We start from the raw sequence: 17,186 nt of genomic DNA, 5'->3' as shown, positions 1-17,186 counted from the left end.
ACCATGGACCGATGCGGACGGGTACTGGACGGCGTGCGGCGGTCGCGGCGGCGGCTCTCGGGTTCCTGCTGGCGGCCTGCGGCGGCCCGTCCGGACAGGGCGCGCGGGAGGCGGGGAGCGGACACCCCTCGGCGAGCCGGAGCGGCGGTGCCGCCACCGCCGACCCGACGGCGATCCCGGGCCTCGGTGAGCGGTTCCACCGCCGCATACCCGCCGACTCGCGCCAGGTCGTGGTGGTGTACGGCGAGGGCGTCGACTCCGCGCGGTCCACGGTCGCGCTGTACACGAAGCGGGGCTCCGCGTGGCACCGGGACCGCGTCTGGGCGGCGCACAACGGCACCAAGGGGTGGACGACCGACCACCACGAGAACGACAAGCGCAGCCCCGTCGGCGTGTTCACCCTCAGCGACGCGGGCGGCGTGCTCCCGGACCCCGACGGATCACCCGGCGCCGGGCTGCCCTACACCCGGTCCGGTTCCTTCGCCGCACCGCGGTCGTGGGGCAGGTCGTACTGGCACGACTTCGACTACGTGATCGCCATCGACTACAACCGCGTGAAGGGCACCCCGCCGAACGACCCGACCCGCCCCGAGGGCACCTCGAAGGGCGGGAGTATCTGGCTGCACATGGACCACGGCAGCGGCACGTCCGCCTGCGTCAGCCTGCCCGAGGAGGGCATGGAGCACCTGCTGCGCACGCTCGAACCGGACCTGCACCCGGTGGTCGTCATGAGCGACCGGGCGCACCTGAGGGCCTGACGGCGCGTCCGCCCGTCACGCCCTCCGCTGCTCCGGCGGCGAGGGCGGGCCGTCGACGAGCGCGCCCAGGAGTCCGCCGAGGAGCGTGCGCTGATCGTCCGTCAGCGGCGCGAGGATCTCCTCGGCGGCGGCGCGGCGCCCGGCGTGCAGTTCGCGCAGGGCGGCGCGGCCGTCGTCGGTCAGCTCGATCCTGATCACCCGTCGGTTGCCGGGGTCCGGGACGCGGCGTACCTTCCCGGCGGTCTCCAGTCCGTCGACCAGTGTCGTCACCGCTCGGGGCACGACCTCCAGGCGCTCGGCGAGATCCGCCATGCGGGGCGGCGAGCCGTAGTGCGCCAGGGTGCGCAGCAGCCGGGACTGGGCCGGAGTGATGCCGAGGCCGCGGTGCTCGAGATGACGCTTCTGAATGCGGTGCACCCGGCGGGTGAGGCGCAGCAATTGCTCGGCGAGCAGTCCGTCGGGATCGGGGGCGGTCATACGGGAACAATATCAGGACGATGTTCATTGTGAGTATAGGTAACAATGAGCTATGGTCCGTAAAGTCCCGCCGGACCGGTGCGTCCGAGCCGTACGGCCACGGCCGGCCGCCCCCGTCCCGACCCTCCGTAGGAGCCCATGCACCCCGACCGCGAATCCGCCTGGCAGGCGCCCGCCGACGCGAAGGAACAGCCCCGGCAGGTGCGCCGCATCCTGAGACTCTTCCGCCCGTACCGCGGCCGCCTCGCGGTGGTCGGCCTGCTCGTCGGCGCGGCCTCGCTCGTCTCGGTCGCCACCCCCTTCCTGCTGAAGGAGATCCTCGACGTCGCGATCCCCGAGGGGCGCACCGGTCTGCTGAGCCTGCTGGCCCTCGGCATGATCCTCGGCGCCGTCCTCACCAGCGTCTTCGGGGTGCTGCAGACGCTGATCTCCACGACCGTGGGCCAGCGGGTCATGCACGACCTGCGCACCGCCGTCTACGGCCGCCTCCAGCGCATGTCCCTGGCCTTCTTCACCCGCACCCGCACCGGCGAGGTCCAGTCCCGCATCGCCAACGACATCGGCGGCATGCAGGCCACCGTCACCTCCACGGCGACCTCCCTGGTCTCCAACCTCACCAGCGTCGTCGCCACGATCGTCGCCATGGTGGTGCTCGACTGGCGCCTGACCGTCGTCTCGCTGCTCCTGCTCCCGGTGTTCGTGTGGATCAGCCGCCGCGTCGGCCGCGAGCGCCGCAAGATCACCACTCAGCGGCAGAAGCAGATGGCGGCGATGGCCGCCACCGTCACCGAGTCGCTCTCCGTCAGCGGCATCCTGCTCGGCCGCACCATGGGCCGCTCCGACTCGCTCACCCGCGCCTTCGCCGACGAGTCCGAGGGCCTGGTCGACCTGGAGGTGCGGTCGAACATGGCGGGCCGCTGGCGGATGGCCGTCATCACCATCGTCATGGCGGCGATGCCGGCGGTCATCTACTGGACCGCCGGCATCGCCCTCCAGCTCGGCGGTCCGGATGTCTCCCTCGGCACGATCGTCGCCTTCGTCTCGCTCCAGCAGGGCCTGTTCCGTCCCGCCGTGAGCCTGCTGTCGACCGGTGTCCAGATCCAGACCTCGCTCGCGCTCTTCCAGCGCATCTTCGAGTACCTCGACCTGCCCGTGGACATCACCGAGCGGGAGGACCCCGTCCGTCTCGACCACGTCAAGGGCGAGGTCCGCTTCGAGGGCGTCGAGTTCCGCTACGACGACCGGGGCCGCCCGGTCCTCGACGGGATCGACATCACCGTGCCCGCCGGCAGCAGCCTCGCCGTCGTCGGCCCGACCGGCGCCGGCAAGTCCACGCTCGGCCACCTGGTGCCGCGGCTGTACGACGTGACCGGCGGCCGGGTCACCCTGGACGGGGTCGACGTGCGCGATCTCGACTTCGACACCCTCGCCCGCGCGGTCGGCGTCGTCTCGCAGGAGACGTACCTCTTCCACGCCTCGGTCGCCGAGAACCTGCGCTTCGCCAAACCGGACGCCACCGACGCCGAGCTGGAGGAGGCGGCGCGGGCGGCGCAGATCCACGACCACATCGCCGCCCTGCCCGACGGCTACGACACGGTCGTCGGTGAACGCGGGCACCGGTTCTCCGGCGGGGAGAAGCAGCGCCTGGCCATCGCCCGCACCATCCTGCGCGACCCGCCCGTCCTGGTCCTCGACGAGGCGACCAGCGCCCTGGACACCCGGACCGAGGCCGCCGTGCAGGAGGCCATCGACGCCCTGTCCGCCGACCGGACCACGATCACCATCGCGCACCGCCTCTCCACCGTCCGCGACGCCGACCGCATCGTGGTCCTCGACTCCGGGCGCCTGGCGGAGCAGGGGACGCACGAGGAGTTGCTGGAGCGGGACGGGCGGTACGCCGCCCTGGTCCGCCGGGACGCCCGACTGGAACCGACAAAATGAAGATATGCCAGGTTTGTCCGCTTTTCAGGGTTACCGTGCCCGCATGCAGACGAACACGCCGCCACGCAGCCCGAGAGGCACCAGGAGAACGATCCGACTGACGCGCCGGGGCCGCATCGCCCTGATCGCGACCGGCGCCGTCGTGGCCGGTACCGCCGTGGCGGTGCCGCTGCTGATGACGGACGACGAGGGGGACCCCCGTCCCACCTCCCTGGTGATCCCGGAGGGCCGGCGCGCCACCCAGGTCTACGACGCCGTCGACAAGGCCCTCGCCCTGCCCGCGGGCACCACCAAGAAATCCTTGGCCAAGGCCCACCTCAAGCTTCCGAACGACGCCGAGGGCAACCCCGAGGGCTACCTCTACCCGGCGACCTACCCGCTCGGCGAGAACCCGACCCCCGAGAAGCTGCTGACGGCCATGGTGGACACGGCGAACGAGAAGTTCACGGGCGCGCCCATCGCCGCCGGTGCCCAGCGCAACGCGCTCAACGTCTACCAGGCGGTCACCATCGCCAGCATCGTGCAGGCCGAGGCCGCCACCGAGGAGGACATGGGCAAGGTGGCCCGGGTGGTCTTCAACCGGCTGGAACGCGGCATGCCGCTGCAGATGGACTCCACCATCAACTACGCGCTGGGCCGCTCCACCCTGCACACCACCACCGAGGACACGAAGATCGACAGCCCCTACAACTCGTACCAGCGCATGGGGCTGCCGCCCACGCCCATCGCCAATCCGGGCGAGGACGCGATGCGCGCCGCGATCGACCCGACGCCGGGCGACTGGCTGTACTTCGTCACCGTCAAGCCCGGCGACACCCGGTTCACCGCCGACTACGCGGAACACCAGCGCAACGTCGCCGAGTTCAACCGCCTCGCGCGCAGCGCGTCCGGCGGGGCGCGGGACACGTGACCCGGCGGGGCGTCACGCGGCGACCGGCTCCTGTTCGGCCAGCAGCCGCCTGATGTCCCGTACGGCCGCGCGTCCCGCCCGGTTGGCGCCGATGGTGCTGGCCGACGGCCCGTAGCCGACGAGATGGACCCGCGGGTCGGCGACGGCGCGCGTCCCCTCGACCCGGATCCCGCCGCCCGCCTCCCGCAGGCGTCGCGGCGCCAAATGGTCGATGACGGGCCGGAACCCGGTCGCCCACAGGATCACGTCGGCGGCCACCCGCCGCCCGTCGGCCCACTCCACGCCCTCCTCGGTGATCCGGTCGAACATGGGCAGGCGGTCCAGCACACCGGACTCCAGCCCGGCGCGGATCGCGTCGTTCAGCGGGAGTCCGGTCACGGACACCACGCTCTTCGGGGGCAGCCCCCGCCGCACCCGCTCCTCGACGAGCGCCACCGCCGCCCGGCTCGCGTTCTCGTCGAAGGGCCCTTCCCGGAACACGGGCGGCCGCCTGGTCACCCACGTGGTGGCGGCGGCGTACGGGGCCAGCTCCAGCAGGTGCTGCGTCCCCGAGGCGCCCCCGCCCACCACGACCACGCGCTGTCCCGCGAACTCCTCGGGGCCCGCGTACCGCGCGGTGTGCAGCTGCCGCCCGCGGAAGGTCTCCTGGCCCGGGTAGCGCGGCCAGAAGGGCCGGTCCCAGGTGCCGGTCGCGTTGATCAGCGCCCGCGTCGACCACGCCCCGTCCGACGTCTCGACCAGCAGACGCCCGCCCGTGCCCTCCCGCACCGCGCGGACGTCCACGGGCCGCCGCACCCGCAGGTCGAAGGTCTCCTCGTAGGCCGCGAAGTACTCGCCGATCACCTCGGCCGACGGCCGCGCCGGATCCGCCCCGGTCAGCTCCATGCCCGGCAGCGCGTGCATCCCGTGCACCTTGCCGTACGTCAGCGACGGCCAGCGGAACTGCCACGCGCCCCCCGGCCCCGGGGAGTGGTCCAGGACCACGAAGTCGCGCTCCGGCTCGAAACCGGTGCGCCGCAGGTGATGGGCCGCGGCGAGTCCCGCCTGACCGGCACCGATGACGACGACCTCGACCTCACGTGTGTGGTTCACGCTTGCACCAACGGCGGAGCGCGCCCCGGTCTTCCCCCGATGTCAGGATGGGGGCATGCCAGATGCCTTCACCACCCGGGTCCTGAACCTCGCCACCGGATCGACGGAACGCGTCGCCGACATCACGGGCGACTGCGAGTCCTTCCTGCGCGAGGTCGCGGCCGGCCGCGACGGCCTGCTCAACGTCTTCGTCCCGCACGCCACCGCCGGCATCGCCGTCATCGAGACCGGCGCCGGCAGCGACGACGACCTGCTGTCCGCCCTGCACACGCTGCTGCCCGCCGACGACCGCTGGCAGCACCGCCACGGCAGCCCCGGTCACGGCCGCGACCACGTCCTGCCCGCCTTCGTGCCGCCGCACGCGACGCTCCCGGTGATCGGCGGGCGGCTGGAGCTGGGGACCTGGCAGTCGGTGTGCCTGGTCGACACCAACCGGGACAATCCCGACCGCCAGGTCCGGCTGAGCTTCCTCGGCTGACCGAGGGAGCCCGGCGGCCTCAGGCCCCCTGCTCCACCGCCATCTCGCCCAGCTCCGACCAGCCGTCCTGGTCGAGCGTCGTGTTCACGATGCGCGGCGTCCGGGCCAGGTAGCGCGGCAGCTTCTCCTGCGCGGCCCGGAAGTGCGCCGACTGGACGTGCGCGGCGCCCGCCTCATCGTCGCGGAACGCCTCGACCAGGACGTACTCGGACGGGTCCTCCACGCTGCGGGACCAGTCGAACCAGAGGCAGCCGGGCTCCTCGCGGGTGGCCCGGGTGAACTCCCCGGAGATCTCCGGCCACTGGTCCGCGTGTTCCGGGAGCACCTGGAACTTCGCCGTAATGAAGATCATGACGTTCGCTTTCTGTGAGGGGTCGACCGGAGGGTTCCGGTCACGGCACCAGGACGGCGCGCCCGCGGACCCGTCCGGCGTCCAGGTCCGCCAGTGCGTCCCGGAACCGGTCGAGCGGATACGTCGCCGTGTGCAGCCGCACCCGGCCCTGCGCCGCGAGCACCATCAGCTCGCACAGGTCGGTGTAGCTGCCAACGAGATTACCGATGAAGTTGATCTCGGACGAAATGACGTCGATGGTCGGGACGTCGATGTTCTCGCCGTACCCGACGACGTGGTAGTCGCCCGCCCGGCGCAGCATCCGGACCCCGTCGCGGGTGGCGCCGCCCTCGCCGACGAAGTCGACGACGACCTCGGCACCGTGGCCGCCGGTCAGTTCCCGCACCCGCTCCACGTGGTCCCCGTCGGCGACGACGCCGTGGTCGGCGCCGACGGACCCGGCCAGCTTCAATGCCTCCGGGTTGCGGTCGACGACGATGAGTTCGGCGGCGGTGAGGGCCTTGAGCACCTGGATGCCGATGTGGCCGAGGCCGCCCGCGCCGATGACCACGCACCGGTCGCCCGGCCTGAGCCGCCGCGCCGCCTTGGCCGCCGCGTGGTAGGCGGTCAGGCCCGCGTCGGCGAGGGCCGCGACCTCGGCCGGTTCGAGGGAGTCGTCGAGCCGGACGACGCTGCGGGCCGACGTCCTGAGGTACTCGGCGTAGCCGCCGGACGTGTCGATGCCGGGGAAGAGCGACTGCGCGCAGTGGACGTCGTCACCGGCCCGGCAGGCCCGGCACAGCCCGCAGGTCACCAGGGGGTGGACGATGACCTTGTCGCCCTCGGCGACGCCGGTGACGGCGCTGCCCACGGCGTGCACCCAGCCCGCGTTCTCGTGCCCGATCGTGTAGGGCAGGCGCACGCCGGACTTCTCGGCCCACTGCCCTTCCAGGATGTGCAGGTCGGTGCGGCACACCCCGGCGCCGCCGATCCGCACGATCACGTCGTGCGGGCCGGACACCTCGGGGGCCGGCACCTCGGCCATGCGGATGTTGTCGAGCGGGTGGTCGCCGTACCCGACGACCTGGACTGCTCTCATGCGATGTTCTCCCTCGTCGTCGTGGGGTGCCCGGCGGGTGCCGTGCCGTGCGCGGCGGGGGCGGCGTCCACCGGGTGCCCCTCGTCGCCGGATCGAGGCGCCTGGTCGGCGGCGGAGTCCGGGTAGCGGGTGCGCAGCAGCCCCCGGCAGAAGTGCGCGTTGCCGTCGATCGAGATGCGCACGGACCGGGCGAAGCGCAGGCGCAGCGGGATCTCGCCGGGCGGGAAGGGCCGGCCCTCGTCGTCCACGAGCGCCGGGTCGGCGGGAGCGGTGCCCAGCCCCAGCGCGGCGCGGCGGCGCAGCAGGGCCCGGGTCGCCGCGGTGTCCGGCAGGTCGCCGAGCACCACCTCGCCCAGCCGCTCCTCGGCCAGACCCGGCCGGGCGCGCAGCAGCGCCGTCAGCGCCCGTTCCATGGCGGCCGTGTGCGCCTTGCGGCGGAAGACCTCCCGCAGCTCCTCCAGGTCCCGCTCCGCCTCGTGCCCGAAGGTGCCGCGGTACCCGGCGTCGGCCGCCAGCCCCCGGTTGATCAGGTCGGAGTCGTGGTGGTCGTCGAGCAGGACGGTGACCTCGCGGGCGCCGGGCAGCGCGGTCAGGGCGTCCTTGGCGTCGGAGGCCATGAGGTAGGCGAAGTTCGGTGAGCAGAACGACGTGGGCAGCCGCAGCCGCACGGTGATCCGGCCGTCGTCCGCCGTCAGCGAGCGGACGAAGCCGAGGTCGGTGATGGGTTCGTCCAGCTCGGGGTCGTACACCGTGTCCAGCGCGGCGCGCGCCGCCGTCCTCAGGTGCGCGGCCCGCATGTCAGGCCACCGCCTCTTCGGGCAGCCGGCACTCGGCGGGTACGTCGATGCCGTACATGGCGGCCGCGTTCAGCCCGAGGATCTTCTTCTTCTGGGCGACGGTGAGCTGCGGGTACTCGTCCATGTCCGCCGGTATCCGGAAGTCGACGAACCGCTCCACCAGCCACCTCGGCGTCCACAGCGCGTAGTCGCTGGAGAACTGGATGCGGTCCTCGCCCAGCCAGTACAGCAACTCGCCGATGATCTGGGCGAAGTAGCGGGGCCGGGTGTGCATGAACGGGATGGCGACGGCGAGCCCGGCGTGCACGTTGGGCTCCTGGGTGGCGATCCAGCAGAAGTCCTCCAGCCGGGGCAGGCCGCAGTGCTCGACCACGAAGTTCAGGTCGGTGAAGTCGGTGGCGGCCTTGTCGACGTCGGCCACGTCGAAGGCGTCCCGGTCCAGCGGGCGGATGGTGGGGCCCTTGTGGATGTGGATGTTGCGGATGCCCAGCTCCCGGCAGGTCTCCAGGTAGCGGTAGGTCCAGGGATCGTCGAGCTTGTAGCCGCGGGAGTCGCCCTTCCACTCGGCGGTGTAGAGCTTGACGCCCTGGAGCCCGAAGCGTGCGGCGTCCTCGCGCAGCCGCCCGAGGCCGGCCTCCTCGAAACGCGGGTCGAAGTAGTGGTTGTAGGTCAGCTTGCCGGGGTGCTTGCGGGTGAGCGCGAAGGCCTCCTCGGTCTGCCCGAAGCCGGTGCGGTAGAACGCGCCCAGCCGGGCCGGCTGGAAGATCGCGTGGTCGACGTACCCGTCGACGAACAGGTCCTTCATCAGCCGCTCGCCGCCGTAGTACAGGTAGTCCTCGTACGGCCACAGCTCCGACTCGGGGCTGAGGTTGCGGTGGTAGTCGTAGAAGCAGTCGATGAACTGCTTCCCGTGGATGTTGCGCTGGTTCTCGGGCCGCGCGTCCCAGAGAGCGACGTGCGCGTCCACGATGAAGTAGTTCTCGCCGTCCTTGCGGTACATGGCGTCCCTTCCCTCTCGCCGGCAGCTTGTGGAGCACCGTAGGAAGCGGGGGAGGGGCGGCGGCAGCCGTCGGGTGTCTCACTTTGAGACGCCCGCACCGGCGAGAACCGGACCGTCCGGCAGTAGCGTGACCGGGGTCGGCGCAACGACGCGTCCCGCGGAGGTCGAAGTGGACAACGCGCACCCGGACGTCGCCCCCGGGCGGGGCGGCGAGGCCGCCCGGCTCCCCACCCGCCTCAGGGCGTCGTGGCGGCGCAGCGAGACGTACGGACTGACGCCGGAGGAGATGCGGCCCGTCTTCACCGGCTCGGTGGACACCGGGTCACTGCTGTACGAGTGCGGTCACGAGGTGCTGAAAGGGCTGCGCACCACCCTGGCGAACGAACCGGTCAGCATGATGATCACCGACCACGAGGGCCTGGTGCTGTGCCGGCTCAGCGACGACGCCACGATCGACCGGTCCCTGGACCGGGTCCACCTGGCGCCCGGCTTCTACTTCGCCGAGTCCAACGCCGGCACCAACGGCCTCGGCCTCGCCCTCGCCGACCGTGCCCCGTCGCTGGTGCGGGCCGGGGAGCACTTCTGCGCCGGACTGCGCGGCTACACCTGCGCCGCGGCCCCCGTGCTCGACCCGGTCACCGGGCAGGTGGCCGGCACCGTCAACCTCACGACCTGGTCGGACTCCTCCTCGCAGCTCCTGCTGGCGCTGGCCCAGGCCACCGCCGGGAGCACCACGGCGCTGATGCTGGCGCGGGGCTCGGGCCGCCGGATGCGCCCGCTGCCGCGCGGGGAGGTGTTCCGGGTCTACGCCGAAGGCTCCGAGGGCTACGACGACACCGAGCGGCCCCTGTCCGCGGCCTGGCGCCAGTGCGTGGGAACGGCCCGCACGGCGCTGGCCGAGGGGCGTGTCGTGGCGGCCGTCGGCGAGAGCGGCGCGGGCCGGACGGCGCTGCTCTCGGCGGCGCGCCGGCCCGCCGCCCCGCGTGAGCGGGTGCTCGCGGCCCGTCCTCCGGCGCCGGAGGACATCCGGGCCTGGCTGACGCTGTGGACACCGGAGCTGGCCAAGGACGACACCTGTGTCATCGTCTCCCGGGTGGACACGCTGCCCGCGTGGGCGGCGGCCGAGCTGGCCGGGATGTTCGCCCGGGTCCGCCGCCCGGACGGGGGAGCGGCCGGCCGCATGCAGCCGTTCGCGCTGACCGCGTCCGACTACTCGGCCGTCCCGTCCGAGCTGGCCCCGCTCGTGGACACCGTGATCGAGGTGCCCCCGCTGCGCGACCGCTCCGACGACGTGATGCCGCTCGCCCGCCACTTCGCGCGCCGCCACCGGGGCCACGAAGTGACCTTCACGCCGGCCGCCGTACGGGCCCTGACCTCCTACGAGTGGCCGGAGAACGTCCGTCAGCTGCGGAGCGTGGTGCGCGGGGCGGCCTCCCGGGCGGACGAGGTCGACGCGCGGCACCTGCCCGCCGAGGTCTTCACCGGCTCCCGGTCCCGGCTCGGCCGCCTCCAGGAGCTGGAGCGCGACGAGATCGTGCGCTGTCTGACCGAGCCCGGCACGACGATGGCGGAAGCGGCGGAACGCCTGGGCATGAGCCGGGCCACGCTCTACCGCAGGACGGCCCGGTACGGGATCGACGTACCGGGCCGCACCCACCGCTCCTGACCCCTAGCCGGGGCCGCCCGCGCCGGGCCGGGATCACACGCCGGTGCCCGCCCGCTTGCGGACCACCAGCCGCTTCAGCAGCGGCCACGCCAGCAGCAGCACGATCACCGCGTACACCGTCACCGCGAACGGCGTGTCGACCAGGCCGGTCACGCTGCCGTCGCTGATCTGCAGGGCCCGGCGCAACTGCTGCTCGGCGTTGGGGCCGAGGATGACGCCGATCACGGCGGGCAGGATCGGCAGCCCGTAGCGCCGCATGCCGAAGCCGACCAGGCCGATGATCAGCAGGGTCACCAGGTCGACGACCTCGCCGCCGACCGCGTACGCGCCGACCGCCGCGAAGAACATGATCCCCGCGTAGAGGTAGGGCCGCGGGATGCGCAGCAGCTTGGCCCACACCGGCGCCAGCGGCAGGTTGAGCGCGAGCAGCAGCACCATGCCGACGAAGAGGGAGGCGATCAGACCCCACACCAGCTCGGGCTCGCGTTCGAAGAGCAGCGGGCCGGGCTGGATGCCGTACTGCTGGAAGGCGGCCAGCATGACCGCCGCCACCGCCGTGGTCGGCAGCCCCAGCGTCAGCATGGACACCAGCGTGCCCGCCGCCGAGGCCGAGGCCGCGGACTCCGGGCCCGCCACACCCTCGATGGCGCCCTTGCCCCACTCGTCCTTGTGCTTGGACAGGCGCTTCTCCGTGACGTACGAGAGGAAGGTCGGGATCTCCGCGCCGCCCGCCGGGATCGCGCCGAACGGGAAGCCGATGAAGGGGCCGCGCAGCCAGGACTTCCAGGTGCGCTTCACATCACCGCGGCCGAGCCAGGGCCGGCCCACCGGGATCGGCTCCGCCGCCCCGCGCCTGAGGTGCGCCGCCACCCACAGCGCCTCGCCGATCGCGAACAGTCCGACCGCGACGATCACCACGTCCACGCCGTCGGCGAGCTGGAGCGAGCCGAAGGTCAGCCGCTGCTGGCCGGTCATCTGGTCCAGGCCCACCAGGCCGATCGTCAGACCGATGAGCAGGGAGGCCAGACCCCGGATGCGCGAGGAACCCAGCACCGAGGTCACGGCGATGAACGCCAGCACCATGATGGCGAAGTAGTCCGGCGCGCCGATGTCCACCGCCAGGTCCGCCACCGTCGGCGCCAGCGCCACCAGCAGGACCGTGCCGATCATGCCGCCCGCGAAGTGGCCGATGGCGGCGGCGGCCAGCGCCTGCGCCCCGCGTCCCGCCTTCGCCATGGGGTTGCCCTCCATGGCGGCGACCACGGCGGCGCTCTCGCCGGGGGTGTTGAGCAGGATGGAGGTGGTCGAACCGCCGAACATCGCCCCGTAGTAGATACCGGCGAACATGATGAACGCGGCGACCGGATCGAGCCCGTACGTCACCGGCAGCAGGAGCGCCACCGCCATCGCCGGGCCGATGCCCGGCAGTACGCCGATGGCCGTGCCCAGCAGCACACCGAGGGCGGCCCACAGCAGGTTGACCGGCGTGAGGGCGGTACCGAAGCCGTCCATCAGGGAGTTGAGGGCGTTCATGTCAGAGCACTCCCATCAGCGGGCCGCCGGGGAGCGGCACACCGAGCAGCTTGTCGAAGACGACGTAGGTGAGCAGGGACAGCACGGCGGCGATCAGGGGGTCGCGGTCCACCCGGCGGCTGCCCAGGGCGAAGGCCGCGCCCCAGAACAGCAGCGCGCCCGCGACGGGGAAGCCGGCCGGCTCGATCAGTACGGCCGCGCCCAGGAAGATGCCGGAGAGCAGCAGCACCGTGCGCCAGTCGGCCGGTTCGGACAGGTCGACGTCCTCCCCGCCCTCGGCCTCGCCCCGGCCGCCGCGCAGGACGTCCACCGCCAGCAGCGCGGCGATCACCAGCAGACCGATGCCGACGACCATCGGCACGGTCCTGGGGCCCACCGGGCCGCGCTGGGTGATGTCGACGTCCATGGTCAGCGCGTCGGTCAGGACCAGCACCCCGAGGGCCAGCAGCAGGACGCACACGCCCAGTTCGGAGTGGTCGCGCAGCCACGAGCGCCGGTCGGGGGCGGTCTTCGGGTTCGTCTCGGCAGCAGGTGTCGTCACAGTCCCAGCTCCTTCAGCACCGACACCACGCGCTTGTCCTGGGCGTCCAGGAAGGCGCCGAACTCCTCACCGGCGAGGAAGGCGTCGTCCCAGCCGTTCTGCTCCAGGGACTTCTTCCACTCCGGGGAGGCGTGCAGTTCCTCGACCAGGCGGGTGAGCTTGTTCCGCTCCGCCTCGGACAGGCCGGGCGGGGCGACGATGCCGCGCCAGTTGGTGAAGTCCACGTCGTAGCCGGACTCCTTGAGGGTCGGCGCGTCCTCGAGGTCGTCGACCCGCTCCGGGCCGGTCACCGCGAGCACCCTCAACTCGCCCGCCTTGATCTGGTCCAGGTACTCGCCGACGCCGGAGACGCCGAAGCCGACCTTGTTGCCGAGGATCGAGGCGAGCAGCTCGCCGCCGCCGTCGAAGGGGATGTAGTTGACCGACTTGGGGGAGATCCCGGCCGCCTGCGCCATCAGCATCGGAGCGAGGTGGTCCGGCCCGCCCGGTGACGAGCCGCCTCCGACCGGCACCTTGCCGGGATCCTTCTTCCAGGCGGTGATCAGCTCGTCGATCGTCTTGTACGGGGAGTCCTTGGCGACCACCACGACGTCCTGCTCCTCGGTGAGCCGCGCGATCGGCGTCGTGTCGGCGAGGGTCTTCGGCGCGTGGTTGGAGCGGGCCGCGCCCACCACACCGAGGCCCATCGACATGGCGAGCTTGCCGTTGCCGTGCTCGCTCACCAGTCGGCTCAGCCCCACCGTGCCGCCCGCTCCGGGCAGGTTGAAGACCTCGATGTTGTGGGTGAGACCGGCGTCCTCGGCGTTCTTGGCGGCCGTGCGGGCGGTGATGTCGTAACCGCCGCCGGGCGTGTTGGGGACCATGAAGCGCAGGCCGGGGATCTGCGTGCCGGTCTCGGAGTCGCTGCCCGTGGAGAGCAACGGCGGTCCCGCGAGCACGAGCACGGCGGCCCCGAGCAGGGCAAGGGGGGTGCGCAGGCGCACGTATGACACCACCTGTCGGTTGGGTAGATCGGTACGGGGGGTGGCCCTGTGGGGGAGGGTGACGTGGGCCACATGGTGCCTGTGCGTCGGTCTTCTGTCTTCCTTGCGGAACCAAGGGAGGTTGTGGTCATTGCGGTCGCCGCGACGGCCCTCCCGGTCGTCGCCGCGGGCGCCCTCCCGGGCCGGCCGTTCGGTCGCCGTCGGGTCGCCGGTTCATTGCGAAGACGGCACATCCCTTTCCTTCGCCGCAGGTGAGCGCCATGATGGCGAGCCGGCACACCCGCTCGCCCGCCCGTGCCGCCGTCCCCGCCCGCCCCGCGTTCCCCGTCCGCCCTTCCTGCCGTCCCCCGCCTTTTCCTCCCGTCCCTCGTCCGCCCTTCCTCCCGTCCCCCGCCTTTCCTGCCGTCCCCGCCCTTCCCCTTCGTCAGTCGAGAACGAGTCCGCCGTGGCCCCCACCTTCCGCCGTCAGACCCTCGCGGGCGAGATGCTGGTCCTCCAGCTCGCCATCGTCGTGGTCGTCCTGCTCGCGGTCGCCGCCGTCTCGCTCGCCCAGTCCAGGGCCACCTTCAACCGCGTCGAGGGCCGCCGGGTCACCGCCCTCGCCGAACAGCTCGCCGCCACGCCGCTGGTGCGCAGCCAGCTCCTGCGTCCCGTGCCGCAGGAGGCCCTGGCCCCGCTGGTCAACGCCACGCAGACCCAGTCCGGCGTCACCTCGGTCACCGTGGCCGACGCCGAGGGCCGTGTCGTCAGCTCCACCGACCCCACGCTGATCGGCGGCCGGCTGCCGCACGGCGAGGGCGCCACCGACGGACGCGGCTGGTCGGGGCCGCTGACGGTGCAGGGCAGCCGGGAACTCGTCGCCCAGGTGCCGGTGCTCGGCGCCACCCGCCAGACCCTCGGCCGCCACCTCGGCACGGTGATGGTCGGCGAGGCCGACCCGACGGTGTGGCAGCGCCTCAGCGGAGCCTCCTCCTACCTGCTCGCCTACCTCGGCATCGCCAGCGGCCTCGGCGTGGCCGGCTCCTGGCTGCTCGCCCGGCGGGTGAAGAGGCAGACCCTCGGCCTGGAACCGCGCGAGATCGCCGGTCTCGCCGAGCACCGGGAAGCCATGCTCTACGGCATCGCCGAGGGCGTGGTCGCCCTCGACCCGCAGCACCGGCTCACCCTGGTCAACGAGATGGGCCGGCGGCTGCTCGACCTGCCCGCCGACTGCGTCGGCCAGAGCCTGGACGGCCTCGGTATCGACGGGCGGCTGCGCGACGTCCTGGCCGGGACCGCGCCCGAGGCGGCGAAGCCGCGCGACGAGGTCGTGGTCCGCAACGGGCGGGTCCTGGTCATGAACCGGATGACCGTCACCAAGGACGGCCGTCCGCTCGGCTCGGTCACCACCCTGCGCGACCGCACCGAACTGGCCCGCCTGGAGCGGGAGATCGGCTCCTTCCGCTCCACCTCCGAGCTGCTGCGCGCCCAGGCCCACGAGTTCGCCAACCAGCTGCACACCATCTCCGGGCTCATCCAGATCGGCGAACAGGACGAGGTGGTGCGCTACATCCGCGCCCTCAACCAGCGCCGGCAGTCCCTCGACGTCACCCTCAGCCGCCGGGTCCGGGACACCGCCGTCGCCGCGCTGCTGACGGCGAAGACGTCCCTCGCGGCCGAGCGCCGGGTCGCCCTGCGCCTCTCGGACCGCACGGCGCTCGACCGGCTCGCCCCCGAGGACGCCGCCGACGTCGCCACCGTGGTCGGCAACCTCGTCGACAATGCCGTGGACGCCGCCGCGGCGGCCGGTGACGACCACGGGGCCTGGGTCGAGGTCGAGCTGAGGCAGGACGCCTCCAGCGTGGAGATCGTGGTCCGGGACTCCGGGCCCGGCGTGGCCCCCGAACTGGCCCGCGAGGTCTTCGCGCACGGCTTCACCACCAAGGCCGCCCGGCAGGGCGAGCGCGGCATCGGCCTGGCGCTGACGCGGCTGGTCTGCGAGCGTCACGGCGGCGAGATCTCGGTGACCAACACCCCCGAGGGGGCCATGTTCACCGCACGCATGACCGTCAGCCACCTCACCGACGCGGTGGCGGAAGGAGCAGCACCATGACGGGTACGAGCGGCACGGCCGGTCCGGCCGCCACCACCGCCACCACCGCGACGAGCACCGCGTCCGCCACGCGTGCGACGCGCGCCGGGACCGCCGTGTCCGGGGCGCGGGTGCCCCGGGACGACGGCTCCGCCATCGGCGTGCTGGTGGTCGACGACGACTTCATGGTGGCCCGGGTCCACCGGGCCTTCGTCGAGCGCGTCGAGCCCTTCCGGGTCATCGGGGTCGCCGGTACCGGCGAGGAGGCCCTCACCGCCGTCGCCGAGCTGCGCCCCGACCTCGTCCTGCTCGACCTGTATCTGCCGGACCTCTTCGGCCTCGACGTCATCCCCAGGCTGCGCGCGGCGGGCCACGACTGCGACGTCATGGTCATCAGCGCGGCCCGGGAGGCGGACGCGGTGCGCGGCGCCGTACGGCACGGCGTGGTCGACTACCTGCTCAAACCGTTCGAGTTCGAGGACCTGCGGGTCCGGCTGGAGCGCTACGCCGTCCAGCGGGGCCGGCTCCTCGGCACCGTGGTCCGCAGCCAGGCCGACGTCGACCGGGTGCTGGCCGGCGCGGCGGCACCGGTCGCGCCGGCCCTGCCGAAGGGCATGAGCGCGGAGACCGCCGAGCTGGTCGAACGCACCCTCCGTGCGGCCGAGGGCACCCTGTCGGCCAGTGAGTGCGCCGCGCTGACCGGCGTGTCCCGGGTCAGCGCCCGCCGCTATCTGGAGTACTTCCACACCGCGGGCCGTGCGGACGTCTCCCTGCGCTACGGGGTGGCGGGCCGCCCCGAGCGCCGCTACCGCTTCCGGGACGCGGTCACCGGCCGGGCGCTCCCGCCCGCAGCCCGTCCATGACGAAGTCCAGGAACCGGGTGACCCGCGGCTGCCAGTCGTCGCCCGGCCCGATCAGCCACAGACCGCCGATGACGACGAAGAAGTCGTCGCCGGAGACCCCCGGGCGGATGGTGCCCGCCTCCTCGTTGGCCCGCAGCAGCAGGCCGGCCGCGTCCATGAGCGGAGTGGGGCGCGGCTTCTCCGGCGCCCCCGGCGCACTGGTGACCAGCCGGATCGCGTCGGCGAGACCCGCCTTGGTCATGGCGAACTCGGCGAGGTGGTCCATCCACTCCCGCAGCGCCCGCTCGGGCCCCCGGTCGGCCAGCAGCCGGGGTGCGGCGTCGGCCACCTGCTGCATCCCGTAGCGGTAGATCTCCAGGACCAGCGCCTCGCGGCTCGGGAAGTGGCGGTAGAAGGTGCCCTGCCCGACCCCCGCCTTCTTGGCGATGGCGCTCAACGGGGCGTTCGCGCAGTGCGTCAGTTCCTCCGTGGCCACTTCCAGGATGCGTTCGCGGTTGCGCTGGGCGTCCGAGCGCAGGGGAGTGTCCGGCTTGTCCTTCTTCGGCTGCGGCACTCGTCCTCCTACCGGGTTCGTGACCGAATCCCGACCTTGCTAAGCGGACAACTGTCCGTTACGTTTTCGAGTGGGCGGACAGTTGTCCGGTTA

General features: G+C 72.7%; 17 protein-coding genes. 7 read left to right on the top strand and 10 right to left on the bottom strand.

The genetic code is table 11. The annotated features are described in order from the left end of the window. Positions 1-11 precede the first annotated feature (11 nt). Positions 12-758 carry a hypothetical protein gene (locus tag ACFZP7_RS05390; protein ID WP_385633978.1) on the top strand — a complete coding sequence of 249 codons (747 nt, stop codon included), beginning with the start codon at positions 12-14 and terminating at the stop codon, positions 756-758. A gap of 15 nt (positions 759-773) precedes the next feature. On the opposite strand, the gene ACFZP7_RS05385 is transcribed toward ACFZP7_RS05390, so the two are convergent. Continuing rightward, positions 774-1,235 carry a MarR family winged helix-turn-helix transcriptional regulator gene (locus ACFZP7_RS05385; RefSeq protein WP_019327420.1) on the bottom strand — a complete coding sequence of 154 codons (462 nt, stop codon included), beginning with the start codon at positions 1,233-1,235 and terminating at the stop codon, positions 774-776. Positions 1,236-1,373: 138 nt separating this feature from the next. Here ACFZP7_RS05385 and ACFZP7_RS05380 point away from each other — a divergent pair, with 138 nt between their 5' ends. Further along, entirely contained in the window at positions 1,374-3,176 is a 1,803-nt protein-coding gene (locus ACFZP7_RS05380; RefSeq protein ID WP_030974251.1) for an ABC transporter ATP-binding protein, read from the top strand. 43 nt (positions 3,177-3,219) lie between these two features. Further along, a complete protein-coding gene (gene mltG / locus ACFZP7_RS05375) occupies positions 3,220-4,086 on the top strand; it encodes an endolytic transglycosylase MltG (RefSeq protein WP_355517665.1) in 867 nt (288 codons plus the stop codon). A 12-nt stretch (positions 4,087-4,098) separates the two neighbouring features. On the opposite strand, the gene ACFZP7_RS05370 is transcribed toward mltG, so the two are convergent. After that, entirely contained in the window at positions 4,099-5,178 is a 1,080-nt protein-coding gene (locus ACFZP7_RS05370; RefSeq protein ID WP_385633977.1) for an NAD(P)-binding domain-containing protein, read from the bottom strand. Between the two features lie 55 nt (positions 5,179-5,233). Here ACFZP7_RS05370 and ACFZP7_RS05365 point away from each other — a divergent pair, with 55 nt between their 5' ends. Beyond that, positions 5,234-5,656, top strand: coding sequence for a YjbQ family protein (locus ACFZP7_RS05365; RefSeq protein ID WP_019327416.1), 423 nt, complete (start codon positions 5,234-5,236; stop codon positions 5,654-5,656). A 19-nt stretch (positions 5,657-5,675) separates the two neighbouring features. Here ACFZP7_RS05365 and ACFZP7_RS05360 read toward each other — a convergent pair whose 3' ends face one another. From ACFZP7_RS05360 to ACFZP7_RS05345, 4 genes are read right to left on the bottom strand one after another with little or no spacing between them, the layout of a single operon-like run. Continuing rightward, positions 5,676-6,008 carry a putative quinol monooxygenase gene (locus tag ACFZP7_RS05360; protein WP_030974253.1) on the bottom strand — a complete coding sequence of 111 codons (333 nt, stop codon included), beginning with the start codon at positions 6,006-6,008 and terminating at the stop codon, positions 5,676-5,678. 40 nt (positions 6,009-6,048) lie between these two features. After that, entirely contained in the window at positions 6,049-7,086 is a 1,038-nt protein-coding gene (locus tag ACFZP7_RS05355) for an NAD(P)-dependent alcohol dehydrogenase (protein ID WP_385633976.1), read from the bottom strand. After that, the gene (locus ACFZP7_RS05350; RefSeq protein ID WP_385633975.1) at positions 7,083-7,883 is read right to left on the bottom strand and encodes an iron-sulfur cluster assembly protein; all 801 of its coding nucleotides are present in this window, start codon (positions 7,881-7,883) and stop codon (positions 7,083-7,085) included. The genes ACFZP7_RS05355 and ACFZP7_RS05350 overlap by 4 nt, the downstream gene beginning before the upstream one ends. A gap of 1 nt (position 7,884) precedes the next feature. After that, complete coding sequence (locus ACFZP7_RS05345; RefSeq protein ID WP_385633974.1) at positions 7,885-8,883, bottom strand: amidohydrolase family protein; 999 nt, start codon at positions 8,881-8,883, stop codon at positions 7,885-7,887. Positions 8,884-9,052: 169 nt separating this feature from the next. Between ACFZP7_RS05345 and ACFZP7_RS05340 the strand changes: the two genes are divergently transcribed. Beyond that, complete coding sequence (locus ACFZP7_RS05340; protein ID WP_385633973.1) at positions 9,053-10,549, top strand: GAF domain-containing protein; 1,497 nt, start codon at positions 9,053-9,055, stop codon at positions 10,547-10,549. Between the two features lie 33 nt (positions 10,550-10,582). Here the strand turns inward: ACFZP7_RS05340 and ACFZP7_RS05335 are convergent, their stop codons facing one another. From ACFZP7_RS05335 to ACFZP7_RS05325, 3 genes are read right to left on the bottom strand one after another with little or no spacing between them, the layout of a single operon-like run. Next, positions 10,583-12,082: a tripartite tricarboxylate transporter permease gene (locus ACFZP7_RS05335; RefSeq protein ID WP_019327410.1), complete on the bottom strand. Its 1,500-nt coding sequence runs from the start codon at positions 12,080-12,082 to the stop codon at positions 10,583-10,585. A 1-nt stretch (position 12,083) separates the two neighbouring features. Continuing rightward, complete coding sequence (locus ACFZP7_RS05330; RefSeq protein WP_175461578.1) at positions 12,084-12,623, bottom strand: tripartite tricarboxylate transporter TctB family protein; 540 nt, start codon at positions 12,621-12,623, stop codon at positions 12,084-12,086. Beyond that, positions 12,620-13,606, bottom strand: a complete 987-nt coding sequence (locus ACFZP7_RS05325; protein ID WP_046250227.1) for a tripartite tricarboxylate transporter substrate binding protein — start codon at positions 13,604-13,606, stop codon at positions 12,620-12,622. Before ACFZP7_RS05325 ends, ACFZP7_RS05330 begins: the two co-directional genes overlap by 4 nt. Before the next feature lie 445 nt (positions 13,607-14,051). On the opposite strand from ACFZP7_RS05325, the gene ACFZP7_RS05320 reads away from it, so the two are divergent. Together ACFZP7_RS05320 and ACFZP7_RS05315 are read left to right on the top strand one after the other, a co-directional pair. Further along, entirely contained in the window at positions 14,052-15,698 is a 1,647-nt protein-coding gene (locus ACFZP7_RS05320; RefSeq protein ID WP_046250228.1) for an ATP-binding protein, read from the top strand. Further along, complete coding sequence (locus ACFZP7_RS05315; protein WP_127442259.1) at positions 15,695-16,540, top strand: response regulator; 846 nt, start codon at positions 15,695-15,697, stop codon at positions 16,538-16,540. The genes ACFZP7_RS05320 and ACFZP7_RS05315 overlap by 4 nt, the downstream gene beginning before the upstream one ends. Here ACFZP7_RS05315 and ACFZP7_RS05310 read toward each other — a convergent pair. Continuing rightward, positions 16,503-17,093: a TetR/AcrR family transcriptional regulator gene (locus ACFZP7_RS05310; protein WP_019327405.1), complete on the bottom strand. Its 591-nt coding sequence runs from the start codon at positions 17,091-17,093 to the stop codon at positions 16,503-16,505. The two genes, ACFZP7_RS05315 and ACFZP7_RS05310, sit on opposite strands and share 38 nt — an antisense overlap. Positions 17,094-17,186: the final 93 nt, after the last annotated feature.

This window comes from Streptomyces sp. SudanB5_2050 (assembly GCF_964272335.1).
In the GTDB taxonomy this organism is placed as follows: domain Bacteria; phylum Actinomycetota; class Actinomycetes; order Streptomycetales; family Streptomycetaceae; genus Streptomyces; species Streptomyces rochei.
The sequence above is the reverse complement of the archived record's forward strand: the minus strand, read 5'-3'. Positions and strand labels throughout refer to the sequence as shown.

Bases quoted from the DNA above. Each gene is read 5' to 3' on its own strand.
- ACFZP7_RS05360 (WP_030974253.1), bottom strand. From the start codon at position 6,008: ATGATCTTCATTACGGCGAAGTTCCAGGTGCTCCCGGAACACGCGGAC.
- ACFZP7_RS05355 (WP_385633976.1), bottom strand. From the start codon at position 7,086: ATGAGAGCAGTCCAGGTCGTCGGGTACGGCGACCACCCGCTCGACAAC.
- ACFZP7_RS05315 (WP_127442259.1), top strand. From the start codon at position 15,695: ATGACGGGTACGAGCGGCACGGCCGGTCCGGCCGCCACCACCGCCACC.
- ACFZP7_RS05365 (WP_019327416.1), top strand. From the start codon at position 5,234: ATGCCAGATGCCTTCACCACCCGGGTCCTGAACCTCGCCACCGGATCG.
- ACFZP7_RS05390 (WP_385633978.1), top strand. From the start codon at position 12: ATGCGGACGGGTACTGGACGGCGTGCGGCGGTCGCGGCGGCGGCTCTC.
- ACFZP7_RS05350 (WP_385633975.1), bottom strand. From the start codon at position 7,883: ATGCGGGCCGCGCACCTGAGGACGGCGGCGCGCGCCGCGCTGGACACG.
- ACFZP7_RS05380 (WP_030974251.1), top strand. From the start codon at position 1,374: ATGCACCCCGACCGCGAATCCGCCTGGCAGGCGCCCGCCGACGCGAAG.
- ACFZP7_RS05345 (WP_385633974.1), bottom strand. From the start codon at position 8,883: ATGTACCGCAAGGACGGCGAGAACTACTTCATCGTGGACGCGCACGTC.
- mltG (WP_355517665.1), top strand. From the start codon at position 3,220: ATGCAGACGAACACGCCGCCACGCAGCCCGAGAGGCACCAGGAGAACG.
- ACFZP7_RS05385 (WP_019327420.1), bottom strand. From the start codon at position 1,235: ATGACCGCCCCCGATCCCGACGGACTGCTCGCCGAGCAATTGCTGCGC.
- ACFZP7_RS05335 (WP_019327410.1), bottom strand. From the start codon at position 12,082: ATGAACGCCCTCAACTCCCTGATGGACGGCTTCGGTACCGCCCTCACG.